Raw genomic sequence first — 16,705 nt, forward strand, 5'->3', positions numbered from 1 at the left:
CGATCCGCTGCTCGACACGCTGGTGCGCGATGCGCTGGCGGCCAATACCGACATCCGCGTCGCGGTCGCCCGGCTGGAGCGCGCCCGCGCCCAGCTGCGCGGTGCGCGGTCCAACCGCTTGCCCAGCACCACGCTCAGCGGATCGCCGACCTATGGCCGCGTGTCCCAGGCGCAAACACTGCCCGGCATGGACCGGGAAAACTGGACCATCGATATGGGGCTGGACGTCGCCTATGAGGTCGATCTGTTCGGCCGGGTCAAACGGTCGATCGAGGCGGCGCGTGGCGATGCCGCAGCGGCCGCGGCCGACGCCGATGCCGTGCGGGTCGCGGTGGTGGCCGATACGGTGCGCGCCTATGTCGACGCCACCGCCTCGGCCGAACGGATCGCTGTTGCCCGTCAGACGGTGGATTTGCTCGACCGGTCTTTACGCATCACCCAGGCGCGCTTTGACGTCGGCCGATCGGACCGGCTGGACGTGGTGCGGGTGACGTCGCTGCGCGATCAGCAAGCCGCGCTCATCCCGTCGCTGGAGGCCGACCGCAACGCCGCCCTGTTCCGCCTTGCCACATTGACCGGCCGCACGCCGCAGGACCTGCCGGACGCGGTGCGGACGGCGCGGCAGACGCCCGACCTGACGCAGCCGATTCCGGTCGGCGACGGCCGCGCACTGCTGGCGCGACGGCCCGACGTGAGGGCGGCGGAACGACGGCTGGCGGCCGACACGGCACGGATCGGCGTGGCGACGGCCGATCTCTACCCCCGCATTACGCTGGGCGGGTCGGTCGGTACGACGGCCATTGGCGGCGGCGACCTGTTTGGCGGCGGCCCGCTCAACTGGCTGCTGGGCCCGCTCATCAGTTGGGCTTTCCCCAATCAGGAGGCTAATCGCGCGCGGATCGCCGCAGCGCGCGCCGACGGCGACGTCGCGCTCGCCAGCTTCGACGGCACCGTCCTGCGCGCGCTGGAGGAAACGGAAACGGCGCTGTCCAATTACGCTCAGGCGCTGTCACGCCGCGCCGCGCTACAAACCGCGCGGGATGAGGCCGCCCGCGCGGCGCGCATCAGCACCGCCCGCCAGCGCGAGGGACGGATCGACTTCCTGACCGTTCTCGATGCGCTGCGCACCCAGGCTGCCGCCGACGCGGACCTCGCCAGCGCGAACCGCAACGTCGCCTTCGCCCAGGTCGACCTGTTCCGCGCACTGGGTGGCGGCTGGAGGGAAGGCTAACCCAAGAAGGCGGGGCAACAAACCCCGCCTTCGTCTCCGATATCAGTCGCGAAAATTGCCGGCGAAGGCGAATTCCTCGATCGGCTTGCGACCGCTCGGCGTTTCGCGCGCCTGCAGATGGTCGGGCAGGATCGCCTTGTCCGCACGCCGGCCGATGGCAACGGCGGCTTCCAGGCGAAAGCGGTCTGGTACGGCGAGTTCGATGCGGGCGCGGTCAAAATCGACCCCCGCCATCGCATGAGTATGATAGCCCATGCGCGTCGCCTGAAGCGCCAGCGCCAGCCATGCCGCACCCGCATCGAAACTATGGCTATGCGAGGGCGTCCAGTCGGTGGACCCCGGCGCGGCGGTAAGCGTGTCAGACAACAGCATCATGAGCACTGATGCCTCTTTCGCCCAAACGCTGTTACCCGGCACCAGCAGATCCAGGAAACGCGGCCAATCGGCGCTATCGCGATGCGCGTACAGGAACCGCCAGGGCTGATAATTGGAGGCCGACGGGGCCCAGCGCGCGGCGTCGAACAATGTATCTAGATCGGCCTGCGGCATTGCCGAGCCATCGAAAGCGCGCGGCGACCAGCGCTCCAGCAAAAGGGGATCGACGGGGCGAGTGACGGCGCGCGGGTCTGTGGCCATGATATGCCTCATGATGGTGGAAGTTACGCCATTCATGCCCGGGTCTCGCGCGGGAACGAAGCATTTATTTGGCAACGCAGCGTTTAACCGATGCTTTCCCCGAAACGCGACGACGCGCGCCGCATGTCCTCCGCGTCATGTTCAGCGTCATGGGTATCCAGCAAGGTGATCGCAGGGTCGCGGATCAGGGCCTGGGTCAGGCGGGTCCACCAGGATAGTGGCACCTCGGACTCAATATCGTTCATAGCTCTCCTTAGCGCCGACTCGTCGCGGCTTACTATCATTATGATAGAGATAAACCGGACAAGCAATGTTCGCCGCGCGGACAGAAATGCTTGCGTGCAGCACTTCGCCGCTAAAATGACGGTATATCGGGACAAGGGAGACATCGACCCGGACAGCCTTTGGACGCGTGCAGTTCGCCAAGGGCTGTCCGGGCGCAACATCATCTGCCTTGGAGGGGCAATGACAACGTTGTCCTCGCTTGTTAAAGGCATTTCCCGGCAAATGCAAGTGGGCTGATTGGCTTTGAATGGAATGAGAAAGGGAGCGCGTGTGCCAAGGCCCACCGCTCCCCCCTTCCCTATGAAATTTCGCGCTCTTTCAGCCGGCGAACAAATGCGTGGGCAAGCCCTTCACGCCGCAGTCGACCTCAAAAAAGCCGCCATCATACTCGGAAGGATCGTCCAACCCGACAGTCGCGGAACTGACGAACATTCGATCGAGATCAGGGCCGGCAAAGCAGATATTGGTCACCTGCCGTGCCGGCAGGGCGATCGCGCGGTCCAACCGGCCATCAGGGGTGAAGCGGCTGACCCGGCTACCACCCCAATGCGCCACCCAGATATGGCCTTCGGCATCGACGGTCATGCCATCGGGATAGCCATCCACCTCCGCGAACTGGATGAACGGTTCGCGATCCGTGGCCCCCTCCTCCGTCCGGCGGAGGCGGTATATCTGCCGCTTTGCCGTGTCGCTGTGATAGAGCCATTGGCCGCAGGGCGAGAAACAGGGGCCATTGGGCACCCGATATTCGCTGTCGATGACGGTCCAGCTGTGATCGGGCGCAAAGCGGTAAAGCGAACCGCGATCATGCTCTTCGGCCATGTCCATCGTACCGCACCAGATATGGCCCTGGCGGTCGGCCTTGCCGTCGTTCATCCGGTTTCCCGGAAAGTGCGGTTCGGGGTCGCCGATGGGATCAATCGTCAGCGGGTCGAGCGTTAGCGCGGCAAAGCCGCTCTGAAAGCCGGCTATGAAACCGCCCGCCTGCCGTTCCGCCAGCCAGCCGAGCGGTTCCGGCATAGCAATGCGGGTGACAGCCCCGTCATCGAGCGACAGGCGGTTGAGCGCCGGGGCGAGGATGTCGACCCAGTAGACGGCGTTTCCCCGCGCCGACCACAATGTCCCCTCCCCCAATATGTCCGCGCCTTCCCGCGCAATCATCCGCCATTGCGACATCAGCGCTTCACCGACAGCCGATAGATCATCTGGTGGTGATAGGGCTTGCCCGGATCGACCCGCGCCGACAGGAAGGATGGCTTGTTCGGCGCGTCGGGGAATTTCTGCGGCTCCAGCGCAATGCCATCCCCCATCCGGTAGAGATGACCGCCCTTGCCGACCAGCGTTCCGTCGAGGAAGTTGCCAGCGTAGAACTGCACGCCCGGCTCGGTCGTCAGCACTTCAAGCACCCGGCCCGACACCGGGTCTTCCAGCCGCGCGGCCAGTTCGGGCGTCCGGGTCGCGCCCTTGTCGAGCGCCCAATTATGGTCATAGCCCCGGCCATAGACGATCTGCTGGTCGCGGCCGTCGCGAATGCCATCAGCAACGCGACGAGGCATGCGGAAGTCGAACACGCTGCCGTCGACCGGCTTCAATTCGCCCGTCGGGATGAGGTTGGCGTCAACCGGCGTGAAGGCCTTGGCGGGAATGGTCAATACATGACCCAGCGCCCCTTCGGGCGACCCTTCGCCCGCCAGGTTGAAGATGGCGTGGTTGGTCATGTTGACGATGGTCGGCTTGTCGGTCTTCGCGTCGAAGGCGATGCCCAGATTACCGCTTTCGTCCAGCGTGTAGGTGACGGTCACGTCCAGCTTGCCGGGATAGCCCGCATCGCCATCGGGACTGGTGAGCGCCAGCACCGCCTTGGCGGTCGGGCCGCTCTTGACCGACACGACCTTCCAAACCTGCTTGTCAAAGCCCTTGCCGCCGCCGTGCAGCGAATTGACGTCATTGTCGTTTACCGGCAGCTGATAGGCCTTGCCGTCCAGGCTGAATTTGCCGCCGGCGATACGGTTGGCGTAGCGGCCGACGGTGACGCCGAAATAATTGGGATGGTCGGCATAATCCTTGGCGTCGTCATAGCCGAGTAGCACATCCATGCTCTGCCCGTCCTTGCCCGGCGCCATCAGCGACTGGAGCGTCGCGCCATAGGTCAGGATTTTCGCCGTCACGCCCTGACCGTTGGTCAGCGTCAGCGTTTCAATGGCCGCGCCGTCGATCGTTCCGGCCGGCGCGCGGCTCGCTTCGGCGGCAAGCGCTGTTCCGCTTGCGAGGCTGAGGGCGAGCGCATATGACAACGCTGTTTTCAACGTGACGACCTTTCGCATTGGACTTCCTCCCGGTGACGCGCGCCCATTGACGGGCGGTTTCGCGGGATATACTCCGACAAAATTGGCGTGCGCAACCCTTGATCGGTCGCCCGCCGCCTGGAACTGCACTGGAGAAGGATGAATGGCAGGACCGATCTCGTCTGGCGCTGCGCCGGCCGCAACGCATAATCCCGGCACGCGCTACGGCCCCGCGCTCGCGCTGCTCGCCAGCCTCTTTTTCATGTGGGGCTTCATCACCGTCATCAACAACACATTGCTGCCGCATCTGCGCAGCGTGTTTGATCTGAGCTACACCCAGACGACGCTGATCGAATCGGTCTGGTTCATCGCCTATTTCTTCGCGTCCATCCCATCGGCCAAGCTGATCGAACGCGTCGGTTATCAGAAGTCGATGGTGATCGGCCTGTTGATCATGGCGGCGGGCGCACTCGGCATGACGCTGGCGGCGTCCATTCCTTCCTATGGCGTCACGCTGATCATGCTGTTCGTGATCGCTAGCGGCATCACTTTGCTTCAGGTCGCGGCCAACCCCTATGTCGCGGTCGTGGGCAAGCCCGAAACCGCCTCCTCACGCCTTAACCTTGTGCAAGCAATGAATTCGGCTGGCACGATGCTGGCGCCGATGTTCGGGGCCTATCTGATCCTTGGCCGGTCCAAGGGCGGCACCGCGCAGGGCGAAGTCGTCCTGACCCAGGCCGAGCGGCTCGCCGATGCGCAGTCGGTCATCCTGCCCTATGTGCTGGTCGCCATCGTGCTGACCGTGCTGGCCGTGGTCATCGCCCGCTTCCCCCTGCCCGCCATGGGCAATGCGACGCAGCGCCACAACAAGGAAGAACGCAAGAAACATTCGCTGTGGAAGCACCGCAATCTGGTGTTCGGTATTCCCGCAATCTTCATCTACCTGATCGCGGAAATCGGCGTCGCCAATCTGTTCATTAATTTCGTCAGCCAGCCGCAGATCGCCAACCTGACCCATGAACAGGCCGGCAATTACCTGACCTTCCTGTGGGGCGGCATGATGGTCGGCCGCTTTGCGGGTTCCGCGATCATGCAGCGCTTCGATGCCGGCCATGTCCTCGCCGCCTTCTCGATCGGCGCGTTCATCGTGATGCTGGTTACGGTGTTCACTACAGGCCCCATCGCCATGTGGTCGCTGATCCTGGTCGGCCTGTTCCACTCGATCATGTTCCCGACCATCTTCACGCTCGGCATCAAGGGGCTTGGCCCGCTGACCGAAGAAGGATCGGGCCTCCTCATCATGGCGATCGCCGGCGGCGCGCTGGTGGTGGTGCAGGGTTGGCTGGCCGATCATTATGGTCTGCAGACCAGCTTCCTGCTGACCGCCGCCTGCGAACTCTATGTGCTCTTCTACGCGCTTTGGGGGTCGAAGACGACCAACGCGCTGCCGGACCAGCAAATCGACGCGTAACGAGCCGAGGGGTCGCACCATCGGACAGGAAAAGGGCCGGCGCTTGGGATATGCGCCGGCCCTTTTTTGCGTTCTGCTTTCTGTGCGCCTTATCGCTCCATCGCGCTCGCCGTGTCTTCGAGCGCGAGATCGACCAGTACGCCCATCGCCTCGGCCGCCGCCTTCGGGTCGCCCGCGACGATGGCGTCATAGACGCGAACATGATCGGGAATGGGATTGCGCGGCAGGGCGCGCGCGCGCTGCTTGAACTGGGTCGTCCAATTGACCGCCGCACCGATACTGGCCGTGAGCACCAGCAGTGCGTCATTGCGCGTGGCGTTGAGGATCGCATTGTGAAAATCACGGTCGGCCGCGCGGCCGGCGTCGGTCGCCAGCGTATGACGACGCATCGCGGCGAGCGCGTCCTTCATGAGCTTGAGGTCATCCTTGTCACGCCGCTGCGCCGCCAGCCGGGCCGCGGCCGGCTCGACGATGGCGCGCAATTCAAACAGGTCGCGCACGAACTGGATGTCAGGCTCCCCGGCAAAGGCCCAGGCCAGAACATCGGGATCCAGCAGGTTCCAGCGTGTGCGCGGCAGGACGCGCGTCCCGGCCTTGGGCCGGCTTTCGACCAGCCCCTTGGCGGTCAGCACCTGGATCGCCTCGCGATAGGCGCTGCGCGACACTTCCAACTCCTCGGCAAAAGCGACTTCGCCCGATAAGGTGTCTCCGGGTTGATATTGCCCCGACAAGATCGCGGTGCCCAGCTTGTGCGCGATCGCGCCGTGCAGCCGACGACCCGGCCCCCGCGTCGCCCGGTCCTTGCCGTTGCCAGTCGCCTCTTCCGCTCGCAACGACGGACTTTCTTTCACCATTCGGGCTCCTCCCCACCTTGATCCTTTGAGGCATAGTTCCCTCTAAAATACAATCATTGCCTTTGCCATCGCCTTGCAATATGTCGGAGTAATTGAGCTTCATCGCCTGAGCGACATATCGTCGCGCGGGCAGCAGCTATTTCGTCGGATCCAGCGCCGGCAGGGCGCGCGGGAGGAGAGTGTTCATGTCATTGCGTCTGTTGCAGCATCGTTCGGATTCGGGCGAGCGCGCCGTCATCGCTGCACAGGGCGATACCGCCTATCTTGTCCCCGGCTTCGCCAGCATCCGCGCACTGGCGCTCCATGCGATCGCGCAGGGCATCGATCTGGCGCAGGCGGTCACCGACGCCGGTCAGGGCAGTGCGATCGATATCGCAGCGGAATATGAAGCCGGCAGGCTGCTTGCGCCGATCGATCATGATGACGGCGCCCACCTGCTGATGACCGGCACCGGCCTTACCCATCTCGGCTCGGCCGAAGGCCGCGACAAGATGCATCGCGAAGCCGCTGCGGCGGAAAAACAGACCGATTCCATGCGCATGTTTCTCGAAGGTCTGGAAGGCGGCAAGCCTGCGGACGGCGAAGTCGGACAACAGCCCGAATGGTTCTACAAAGGGGACGGGTCGCAACTGGTCGATCCCGGCGCCCCCTTCACCATGCCCGCCTTCGCCCAGGATGGCGGTGAGGAACCGGAACTGGCTGGCATCTACCTGATCGGCGAGGATGGCACGCCTCACCGACTGGGGCTGGCGCTCGCCAATGAATTTTCCGACCATGTCACCGAACGACACAATTATCTCTGGCTTGCCCATAGCAAGCTGCGCCAGGCCTCGCTGGGTCCGGAATTGCTGGTCGGCAAGCCGCCCGAACATATCGAGGGGGCAAGCCGCATCCTGCGCAATGGCGAAGTGATCTGGGAAAAGCCCTTCCTGTCCGGCGAGGGCAACATGTCGCACAGCTTTGCCAATCTGGAACATCATCACTTCAAATATGACCTGTTTCGCCGCGCCGGCGACGTTCACGTCCATTTCTTCGGCACCGCCACCCTGTCCTTCAGCGACGGCGTGGCATGCCAGGAAGGCGATGTGTTCGAAATTCTCGCCGCGCCCTTCACCCTGCCGGTGCGCAACGAACTGAAGCGCGCCGCACCTGTCCAGGTCGCCGTCAAGACGCTCTGAGCGAGATGGACCCGATCCGCATCGCGATCGTCGGCATCGGCAAGATCGCGCGTGACCAGCATGTGCCGGCCATCCGGGGCAATGGTGCGTTCAGCCTGGCTGCAACCGTCAGCCCGCATGATGCGGGCCTGCCCGGCGTGCCCCATCATGCCAGTCTGGATGCGTTGCTGGCGCAGGGGCCGGCGGTGGATGCGGTCGCCCTCTGCACCCCGCCGCAAGTCCGCTATGATCTGGCCGCGCAGGCCCTCGGTCGCGGCGCGCATGTCTTCCTGGAAAAGCCGCCCGGCGCGACCCTGGCCGAGGTGGAGGCGCTGAAAACCCAGGCGGACAAGGTCGGCGCGACGCTGTTCGCGGCATGGCACAGCCGTTTTGCCGCCGGCGTCGCCCCCGCCCGCGCCTGGCTGGCCGAGCGCCGCATCGACAAGGTGTCGATCGTCTGGCGGGAGGATGTGCGCGTCTGGCATCCGGGGCAGGCATGGATCTGGCAGCCGGGCGGGCTTGGCGTGTTCGACCCCGGCATCAACGCCCTCTCCATCGTCACGCACATATTGCCCCGCCCCTTCTTCCTGAAGGACGCGACTTTGGTGCTGCCGGGAAACCGCGCCGCGCCGATCGCCGCCGACATCGCCTTTCGCGACACGGCGGGCGCGCCGATCCATATGGATCTCGACTGGCGGCAGACCGGACCGCAAAGCTGGGACATTGTCGTGGATACCGATGCCGGCGCGCTCAGGCTCAGTCAGGGCGGCGCGGTGCTGACCCTGCCCAGCGGGACCGAACATGGCGAAGATATCGAATATGCAGGACTCTACAGCCGCTTTTCCACGCTGATCCGTGGCGGCCGCAGCGACGTCGATACAGCGCCGCTACGGCTGGTCGCCGACGCCTTCCTGCGTGGCCGCCGCGAGACCACCGACCCTTTTCACGACTGATTGCAACAGGAGAGGACCGACATGATCAGTTATTTGCGCCGCGCGACCGCCGCGCTGCTGCTGGCGACGAGCGCGCTGGTGGCCCCGGCCATTGCCGACACCGACGGCACGCCGACCAGTGCGACCATCCACGCCGACACGCCCGGCCCGGTCTATGACCGACGGATCTTCACCCAGTTTGCCGAACATCTGGGCAATGGCATCTACGGCGGCCTGTGGGTCGGCAATGACAAATCCATCCCCAACACCAACGGCTTTCGCAATGACGTCGTCGCGGCGCTGCGCAACCTGTCGGTCCCGGTCATCCGCTGGCCCGGCGGCTGTTTCGCCGACGAATATCACTGGCGCGAAGGCGTCGGTCCCAAGGCGAAGCGCCCGGTCAAGGTCAACACCCATTGGGGCGGCGTGACCGAGCCCAACAGCGTGGGCACCGACGAATTTTTCGAATTGCTGCGTCAGGTGGGGGCGGAAGCCTATGTCGCGGGCAATGTCGGCAACGGCACGCCACAGGAAATGGCCGAGTGGGTCGAATATATGACTGCGCCCGCCGGCACCCTGGCGGAAGAGCGCGCGAAGAACGGGCACAAGGAACCCTATGCGGTGCCCTATTTCGGCATCGGCAATGAACTATGGGGCTGCGGCGGCAATATGCGCGCCGAATATGCCGCCGACGTGACCCGCCGTTACGCCACTTTTATCAAGGCCCCGCGCGGCACGAAAATCCTGAAGATTGCGGCCGGCGCCAATGTCGATGATTATAACTGGACCGAAACGATGATGCGGGTCGCGGCCGACCAGCTGGACGCGCTTTCGCTCCATTATTACACTCTGCCCCAGGGCGGCTGGCCTCCCAAGGCCGATCCGGTCAATTTCGGCGAGACCGAATGGGCCGACACCCTGGCCAAGGCCGTCCATATGGACGAGCTGATCACCAAGCATGTCGCGATCATGGACAAATATGACCCCAAGAAGCGGGTCTTCCTGGCGGTCGATGAATGGGGCACCTGGTATGCGCAAGACCCCGGCACGCATCCCGGCTTCCTGCGCCAGCAGAATACGCTGCGCGACGCGCTGGTCGCCTCGGTCCATCTCGACATTTTCGCCAAGCATGCCGACCGCGTACGAATGACCGCCATCGCACAGATGGTGAATGTGCTTCAGGCAATGATCCTGACCGACGGCAAGAAGATGGTGCTGACTCCCACCTATCATGTCTTCGAAATGTACAAGCCGTGGCAGGACGCGACTGTGCTGCCGATCGAGCTTGACACGCCATGGTATGGCAAGGGGCAATTCACCATGCCGGCAGTGAGCGGTTCGGCCGTGCGTGGCAAGGACGGCAAGGTGCATGTCGGCCTGTCCAACCTGGACCCGAACCAGCCCAACACAGTGACGGTGAAGCTGGACGGCCTCAACGCCGCGACGGTGGCCGGCCGCATCCTGACGGCGTCGGCGATGAATGCGCACAACAGCTTCGATGCGCCTGAAACGATCAAGCCCGCGCCGTTCACCGGGGCGCAGGTCAGCGGCGGCACGCTCAGCGTCACCCTGCCGCCCAAATCGGTCGTGGTGCTCGACCTGCAATGACAGTTTGGAGCGGGCGGAGGGTGGAATCGCCGCCCGCTCCATCCCCTTTGTCGCCGCTCCATGGCGGGGCGGCAGCACGCATCTGAATGAAGGAGAGGCCGCCATGGTCCGATCGATCCTCTGCGCCTGGGCGGGCCTTGCCCTTCTCGCCGCGCCGGCCTGCGCGCAATCCTCCGCCGATGCCGCCGACGCATCGCTCAACAGCCGCTTGGCGGGCGACCTTACGCCAACCCATGACCCGGTCATCATCCGCGAAGGCGGCATCTATCATGTGTTCAGCACTGGCCACGGCAAGCGACTGATCGAAACGCGCACCTCCACCGACCTTGTCCACTGGAAAGCCGGCGACCCCGTCTTCACTGCCCTGCCCGCCTGGGCAAGTCAGGCGATTCCAGGCAGCAACGGCATGTGGGCGCCCGACATCAGCTTCGTCGATGGTCGCTATCGCCTCTATTATTCGGTCTCGACCTTCGGCTCCAACCGGTCGGCGATCGGCCTTGCCACCTCAAAGACGCTGGATCGCGCCTCGCCCGACTATGGCTGGCGCGACGAAGGGATGGTGGTCCTGTCGACGAAGGAAGATGATTACAACGCCATCGACCCCAATTTCATCATCGACCGGCAAGGACGTCACTGGTTGACGCTGGGCAGTTTCTGGACCGGCATAAAGCTGTTCGAGCTCGACCCGAAAACCGGCAAGCCCAAGGATCCGGAGGCCAGGCCCATCAGCATCGCCCGCCGCCCGGCTCCAGCCGGAGGCCCTGCTCCGGTGGAAGCGCCCTTCATTATCGACCATGGCGGTTATTACTGGCTGATGGTCAGCTATGATTATTGCTGCAAGGGCGTGAACAGCACATATTATACCGTGATCGGCCGATCGAAGGAGATCACGGGCCCCTATGTGGGGAGGGATGGCAGCAAGCTAATGGAAGGGGGCGGAACCATCTTCCTGCGCGCCGATCTTCAGGAACAGCAGCGCTGGCGCGGCCCGGGTCATGCCGGCTGGCTGCATGACACGGACGGCAAGGACTATGTCGTCTATCACGCCTATGACAAACAGGCGGACGGCGCGCCGACCCTGCGCATCGCGCCGGTGACATGGGGGGCTGACGGATGGCCCGTGGCACAATATTGATCCTTATTAGTCTGACTTAACCGGAGAAACCTGATGTCTTTCGCCCTGTCCCGTCGCGGCTTCATCGGTAGCGCTGCCGCCCTGTCGGCAGCGCCGGCCGCAGTGCGTGCGGCCAAGGCCGACGCCGCCGCCCCGGTGCCCGTCAACCCACTGGTCAAGAACCGCGCCGATGCGCAGATTTTCCGTCACGAAGACGGCTATTATTACATGACCGGCTCCGTGCCTGAATATGACCGGCTTGTTCTGCGCCGCTCCAAGACCATCGCCGGTCTTGCGACAGCCAAGGAAGCGGTGCTGTGGCGGCATGAAGCCAGCGGGCCGCGCTCCGGCTTCCTCTGGGCGCCCGAACTGCATCAGATCGACGGCGTTTGGTATATGTATTTCGCCGCTGGCCCGAGCGGCGGCGGGGACGACGTGTTCCGCATCCGTACTTATGCGGTAGTGTGCAACGGCGCCGATCCCATGACCGGCAAATGGCGCGTCTTGGGCGAATTGCAAACGCCGTGGGACAGCTTCAATCTCGATTCCACCATCTTCGTCCACAAGGGCGTGCGTTACATGGCCTGGGCGCAGCGCGAACCCGGCATCGACACCAATTCCAATCTCTATATCGCGCCGATGAAGACGCCGCTGACGTTCAGCGCCCAACCCGCGCGGCTCACCATCCCGACGCTCGACTGGGAAGTGCGCGGCTACAAGGTGGCGGAGGCGCCCGCGATCCTTCATCGCAATGGCCGCCTGTTCATGACCTATTCGGCCAGCGCGACCGATGCGCGCTATTGCCTGGGGCTGCTGACCGCCGACGAAAATGCCGATCTGATGGACCCCAAAAGCTGGACCAAGTCCAGGCAGCCGGTGTTCGTCACCAATTCTAAGACCAGCGTCTATGGCCCCGGCCATAACAGCTTTACGGTCGACGAACAGGGCCGCGACATGCTGGTCTATCACGGCCGTGACTATGAGGAGATCAAGGGCGACCCGCTCTTCAATCCGGACCGCCATACCCGGGTCCAGCGCCTCTATTATACGGCCGATGGCACGCCCGATTTCGGCGTGCCGGTGGGCAATGGCCCCCTGCCCGAGCGCTTCGTGTCCGCCGCGAACCCGGCCGCGTTGCTGGCGCATGAAGGCACGCGCCTGACCGGCGGCAACCCATCGCTGGCGCAAACGCAGTTCCGCCAGACGAAGGGTCGCGCCGGCAAGGACAGCATCATGCTATCGCCCATTCTCATGCCGGACCATTATCTGGTCGCTGCCAAGGATGGCACCGTGACGCTGCAACCCGACAGCAAGAGCGCGGACTTTTCGCTGCGTAGCCAGTTTGTGCGCCTGGAGGAAAAGGGGCAGGGCCTGCTGCGGTTCGCCGCCGTCGGCGCACCGGGCAAGGCCATCGGCATGGTCGATGGCCAGGTCGCCCTCGTTGCCAGCCGCGACAGTTCCGCCTATTGGCGGGCGGACTGACAATCCACTAAGTCAGACAAAAGGCCATTGTTCAGAATGCCGGCGGTCCCAAAGGTCGCCGGCTTTTTACATAGTTGTGCGGTCTTCCGTCCCGCTTTCAGCCCAATATGCAGCATAAATGTCACTGACCCAGGCCATCCTACATAGTGGGCCGATTTTCCGCTTGCGCTTCATTTGTCGGAGCAATAATTAGTCGGAGTAATCGAAACATGGGCATGGCGTATGCGCCGGCCCCTTGGGGAGGATATCCGATGGCTTTGAAGTCCGTCATTTTTGGTTCCACATCCATGGTTGCGCTGATGCTGGCGGGTGCCGCGCAGGCGCAGACCGTGCCCGACTCCGCCGCCGCGCCGCAGGCGGACGATGAGGTCAACGAAATCGTCGTGACCGGCGTGCGCGCGTCGATCGTGGGTGCGCTGAATGTCCGCAGGGAATCAACGCAGATCGTCGATTCGATCGTGTCGGAAGATGTCGGCAAGCTGCCCGACAATAATGTTGTCGAAGCGCTTCAGCGCGTGACCGGCATCCAGGTCACCGATCGTGCGGGTGGCGAGACAGCGACGATCACCATTCGTGGCCTGACGGATCCGCTTACCACCCTCAATGGCCGCAATATCTTCACAGCAGCAGGCACCTCCTTCGCGCTCCAGGATATTTCGGCGAACCTTGTCAGCCGTGTCGACGTGTACAAGACCCGTTCGGCCGACCAGCTGGAAACCGGCCTGGCCGGCCAGATCGACGTGCAGACCCGTCGCCCGCTCGACTTTGATGGCTTCACCATCTCCGGTCTCGCGCGCGGCATTTATTCCGAACTGGCGGACAAGGTGAACCCCAACGTGGCGCTGCTGGTCAGCGATCGTTGGGAAACCGGGATCGGCGACATCGGCATCCTGGTGAATGCCAGCTTCACCCGCGCTGAATATCGCAACCAGAATCTCCAGGCCGGCGCGATGGTGCCGTTCGCGACGGAAAATCCGCCAGAAGGATCTGGCCTCACTCCGCTTGAGCGCATCTTCCCGGGCGATCGCAACCAGAACTGGACGCCGGGCCTCGATGCTGGCCTGCCTACCGCGCCGGGCTCCACGCTTAACATCAATGGCGTCGAGACACCCTATTATCTCTCGCGCGACGCCGTCATCGCGTCGGACCTCTACGGCAAGCGCGAGCGGCCATCGATCAACGCCGCGCTGCAATGGGCGCCCAATGACAGCTCGGTCTACACCGCCGAAGTCTTCTACACCGGCTTCCGCGGCGAAACATTCAACAGCCTGCACTTCAGCTTCGCCGACTGGTGGGGCGACCTGCCGGCCGACGTGGCGAACAGCTTCGAGCTGTATGACGGCACGAACATCATCAAGTCGCGCCGGATGGGCTCGGTCGCCGGCTTCAACAGCGGCGACATGGCAACCAATCGCACGGACAGCTATGTCTATGCCCTGAACGCGAAATGGGACGTCGGCTCGCAAGGTAAGATTTCCGCTGACGTCGCCTATCAGGACAGCAAGAACGAAACCTCCTTCTTCGCCATCCGCACCGATCGCGGTCCGCTTGATCTGGATGTCGATTTCAATGCCGGGGGTGGCTTGCCCGCCTACAGCTTCGGCAATCAGGATGTGCTGACGGACGCGAGCCAGTGGACCGTTGGCAACCTGTTCGACAGCGGCACCAAGAATACCGGCAGCGCGCTTACGCTCATGCTGGATGGCGAATATAAGTGGGACGAAGGCTTCCTGCGCCGCATCAAAGCGGGCTTCCGCTACGATGATCGCAAGGCCGACAGCTTCGTCCGCGATCAGGGCGCCGGCGGGCTGGGGGTGACTCTGGACGCCTTTGGCGAAGGCACGCCCTTCACCAATAGCGGTTTCTTCGATGGCCGCGCCGACATACCCACCAGCTGGGTGCTGGCCGATCCGCGCAGCATGAACAAGGACGCCGTTCGTCAGCTGTATCGCGCCGTCGAGCCGGGCCTTCTGCTATCGGACCAGATGACGTTCGGGCGCGTGTTCAGCATCAACGAATCCAACCTTGCCGCCTATATATTGGCGGATGGCGAGTTGGAGCTTTTCGGGCGGCCGCTCCAGCTTCAGGCCGGCGTGCGCTTCGTCGCGATCGACACGCTGTACGACTATTTCGATCGGGGCAATGATTTCGCCCGGACGACGGTGTCGACGGGGTCGGAGAAATTCCTGCCGTCCTTCACCGCGCGCTACAATATCACCGACAATCTGCGCATTCGCTTCAATTACGGGGAAACGCTGCGCCGTCCTGCCTTTGGCGATCTCAATCCAAATCTCTCGCTGACCGGCGATCTGTCGCGTATCGGCTTCGGCACGGGTTCGGCGGGCAATGCCAATCTGCGGCCCACGCATTCGAAGAATATGGACTTGGCGCTCGAGTGGTATTTCGAACGCAACAGCGCGATTTATGTGACGGCGTTCCAGCGCAAGATCGACGGGCTGGTCGTCCCGCTGACTGTGCGCGAATTCATCCCGAACAACTATCTGCCGCGCAACGAAACCTATACCGAATTCTTCAATATCACGCGTCCGGCCAATGCCTCCGACGGGACGCTCAAGGGGCTGGAAGTGGGGCTGACCTATTTCCCGTCCTATCTGCCCAGCGTATTAAACGGCCTCGGCTTCACGGGCAGCGCGACGATCCTGGATTCCGAACAGACCATCCCGGTCGTCAACAACGCAGGTGAGATCACCGGCACCACCAAGTCTGCCTTCTTCGGCGTGTCGAAGCTCTCCTACAATGCGACCCTCGCCTATGATAATGGTCCGATCGGCGCGCGTCTGTCCTATATCTGGCGCAAGGGCTTCCTGAACAACAATGAAGGCCGGTCTTTTGCGAACCCGATCGGCTTCTGGCGCGCGCCGGAAAAGAGCTTGGACTTCCAGCTGACCTGGAACGTCAATGACGACATCGGCATCACCTTCGACGCCGTCAATCTGACCAAGGCCAAGCAGCAGAATTACTATAAGTTCGGCGACGTCGGCAATCCGACGGAATTCAACAGTAGCACGCTGCTGATCGACCGCACTTTCGCCTTGGGCGTTCGCTTCAAATTCGACTGAGTGCCCGGCAGGGCGCGGTGTCTCCTCACCGCGCCCTGTCTCCATGGCGGTCGGTCCGGGAAGTCTCTCCAATTCCCCGACCGGCCGCCATTTTATTTGGCGGAAAGTTGCTTTGCGCACGCTCCGGCCGCTCGCCGGGCGGCATCGGCCCGCTCAGCTATCGACGCTGATCACCCCGCGGCGGATCTGGTCGAGTTCAATGCTTTCGAACAGGGCCTGGAAATTGCCGTTGCCAAAGCCTTCATTGCCCTTGCGCTGGATGATCTCGAAGAAGATCGGGCCGAACATATTTTCCGTGAAAATCTGGAGCAATATGCCCTCGCTCTCCACATCGCCGTCGATCAGGATGCGGTTGCGGCGGAGGCGTTCCAGATCCTCGCCATGGCCGGGCACGCGCTTGTCGACCAGTTCATAATAGGTTTCGATCGTATCCTGCAGCCGCACGCCGCGCGCGCGCAGCTTTTCCACCGTGTCATAGATATTGTCGGTCGTGAGCGCGAGATGCTGGATACCCTCGCCATGATAGTCGCGGATGAACTCCTCGATCTGGCTCTTGTCGTCCTGGCTTTC

General features: G+C 63.3%; 14 protein-coding genes. 8 read left to right on the plus strand and 6 right to left on the minus strand.

The window, feature by feature from the left end; translation table 11 throughout:
* On the plus strand, positions 1 to 1,231 hold a 1,231-nt coding region (locus B2V90_RS11880), incomplete at its 5' end, for an efflux transporter outer membrane subunit (RefSeq protein ID WP_293921412.1).
* Positions 1,232 to 1,273: 42 nt separating this feature from the next.
* Here B2V90_RS11880 and B2V90_RS11885 read toward each other — a convergent pair.
* From B2V90_RS11885 to B2V90_RS11900, 4 genes are all read right to left on the minus strand, one after another.
* Positions 1,274 to 1,867, minus strand: a complete 594-nt coding sequence (locus B2V90_RS11885) for a nitroreductase family protein (RefSeq protein WP_228220987.1) — start codon at positions 1,865 to 1,867, stop codon at positions 1,274 to 1,276.
* An 83-nt stretch (positions 1,868 to 1,950) separates the two neighbouring features.
* Positions 1,951 to 2,112, minus strand: a complete 162-nt coding sequence (locus B2V90_RS11890; protein WP_228220988.1) for a hypothetical protein — start codon at positions 2,110 to 2,112, stop codon at positions 1,951 to 1,953.
* A gap of 358 nt (positions 2,113 to 2,470) precedes the next feature.
* Entirely contained in the window at positions 2,471 to 3,328 is an 858-nt protein-coding gene (locus B2V90_RS11895; protein ID WP_228220989.1) for an SMP-30/gluconolactonase/LRE family protein, read from the minus strand.
* Positions 3,328 to 4,476: an aldose epimerase family protein gene (locus tag B2V90_RS11900; protein ID WP_228220990.1), complete on the minus strand. Its 1,149-nt coding sequence runs from the start codon at positions 4,474 to 4,476 to the stop codon at positions 3,328 to 3,330. Before B2V90_RS11900 ends, B2V90_RS11895 begins: the two co-directional genes overlap by 1 nt.
* A 124-nt stretch (positions 4,477 to 4,600) precedes the next feature.
* Between B2V90_RS11900 and B2V90_RS11905 the strand changes: the two genes are divergently transcribed.
* Entirely contained in the window at positions 4,601 to 5,908 is a 1,308-nt protein-coding gene (locus tag B2V90_RS11905; protein WP_228220991.1) for a sugar MFS transporter, read from the plus strand.
* Between the two features lie 89 nt (positions 5,909 to 5,997).
* Here B2V90_RS11905 and B2V90_RS11910 read toward each other — a convergent pair whose 3' ends face one another.
* Complete coding sequence (locus B2V90_RS11910) at positions 5,998 to 6,762, minus strand: FadR/GntR family transcriptional regulator (protein ID WP_228220992.1); 765 nt, start codon at positions 6,760 to 6,762, stop codon at positions 5,998 to 6,000.
* 185 nt (positions 6,763 to 6,947) lie between these two features.
* On the opposite strand from B2V90_RS11910, the gene araD1 reads away from it, so the two are divergent.
* The 6 genes from araD1 to B2V90_RS11940 all read left to right on the plus strand — a co-directional run bounded on the left by araD1 (position 6,948) and on the right by B2V90_RS11940 (position 16,135).
* Positions 6,948 to 7,940 carry an AraD1 family protein gene (araD1, locus tag B2V90_RS11915; protein WP_293921420.1) on the plus strand — a complete coding sequence of 331 codons (993 nt, stop codon included), beginning with the start codon at positions 6,948 to 6,950 and terminating at the stop codon, positions 7,938 to 7,940.
* 5 nt (positions 7,941 to 7,945) lie between these two features.
* A complete protein-coding gene (locus B2V90_RS11920) occupies positions 7,946 to 8,872 on the plus strand; it encodes a Gfo/Idh/MocA family protein (RefSeq protein WP_228220993.1) in 927 nt (308 codons plus the stop codon).
* Between the two features lie 21 nt (positions 8,873 to 8,893).
* Entirely contained in the window at positions 8,894 to 10,459 is a 1,566-nt protein-coding gene (locus B2V90_RS11925) for an alpha-N-arabinofuranosidase (protein WP_228220994.1), read from the plus strand.
* Positions 10,460 to 10,562: 103 nt separating this feature from the next.
* A complete protein-coding gene (locus B2V90_RS11930) occupies positions 10,563 to 11,594 on the plus strand; it encodes an arabinan endo-1,5-alpha-L-arabinosidase (protein WP_228220995.1) in 1,032 nt (343 codons plus the stop codon).
* Between the two features lie 33 nt (positions 11,595 to 11,627).
* Positions 11,628 to 13,055: a glycoside hydrolase family 43 protein gene (locus tag B2V90_RS11935; protein WP_228220996.1), complete on the plus strand. Its 1,428-nt coding sequence runs from the start codon at positions 11,628 to 11,630 to the stop codon at positions 13,053 to 13,055.
* Positions 13,056 to 13,306: 251 nt separating this feature from the next.
* Entirely contained in the window at positions 13,307 to 16,135 is a 2,829-nt protein-coding gene (locus B2V90_RS11940; RefSeq protein WP_228220997.1) for a TonB-dependent receptor, read from the plus strand.
* A gap of 153 nt (positions 16,136 to 16,288) precedes the next feature.
* Here the strand turns inward: B2V90_RS11940 and B2V90_RS11945 are convergent.
* The coding region (locus B2V90_RS11945) for a VOC family protein (RefSeq protein ID WP_293921426.1) at positions 16,289 to 16,705 on the minus strand (417 nt) is incomplete at its 5' end.

Source organism: Sphingobium sp. UBA5915, assembly GCF_002431195.1.
GTDB classification, from domain to species: Bacteria; Pseudomonadota; Alphaproteobacteria; order Sphingomonadales; family Sphingomonadaceae; genus Sphingobium; species Sphingobium soli.

Excerpts from the sequence above, each read along its gene's own strand:
- B2V90_RS11895 (WP_228220989.1), bottom strand. The coding sequence starts at position 3,328 with ATGTCGCAATGGCGGATGATTGCGCGGGAAGGCGCGGACATATTGGGG.
- B2V90_RS11885 (WP_228220987.1), bottom strand. The coding sequence starts at position 1,867 with ATGGCCACAGACCCGCGCGCCGTCACTCGCCCCGTCGATCCCCTTTTG.
- araD1 (WP_293921420.1), top strand. The coding sequence starts at position 6,948 with ATGTCATTGCGTCTGTTGCAGCATCGTTCGGATTCGGGCGAGCGCGCC.
- B2V90_RS11910 (WP_228220992.1), bottom strand. The coding sequence starts at position 6,762 with ATGGTGAAAGAAAGTCCGTCGTTGCGAGCGGAAGAGGCGACTGGCAAC.
- B2V90_RS11940 (WP_228220997.1), top strand. The coding sequence starts at position 13,307 with ATGGCTTTGAAGTCCGTCATTTTTGGTTCCACATCCATGGTTGCGCTG.
- B2V90_RS11935 (WP_228220996.1), top strand. The coding sequence starts at position 11,628 with ATGTCTTTCGCCCTGTCCCGTCGCGGCTTCATCGGTAGCGCTGCCGCC.
- B2V90_RS11905 (WP_228220991.1), top strand. The coding sequence starts at position 4,601 with ATGGCAGGACCGATCTCGTCTGGCGCTGCGCCGGCCGCAACGCATAAT.
- B2V90_RS11890 (WP_228220988.1), bottom strand. The coding sequence starts at position 2,112 with ATGAACGATATTGAGTCCGAGGTGCCACTATCCTGGTGGACCCGCCTG.
- B2V90_RS11900 (WP_228220990.1), bottom strand. The coding sequence starts at position 4,476 with ATGCGAAAGGTCGTCACGTTGAAAACAGCGTTGTCATATGCGCTCGCC.
- B2V90_RS11930 (WP_228220995.1), top strand. The coding sequence starts at position 10,563 with ATGGTCCGATCGATCCTCTGCGCCTGGGCGGGCCTTGCCCTTCTCGCC.
- B2V90_RS11920 (WP_228220993.1), top strand. The coding sequence starts at position 7,946 with ATGGACCCGATCCGCATCGCGATCGTCGGCATCGGCAAGATCGCGCGT.
- B2V90_RS11925 (WP_228220994.1), top strand. The coding sequence starts at position 8,894 with ATGATCAGTTATTTGCGCCGCGCGACCGCCGCGCTGCTGCTGGCGACG.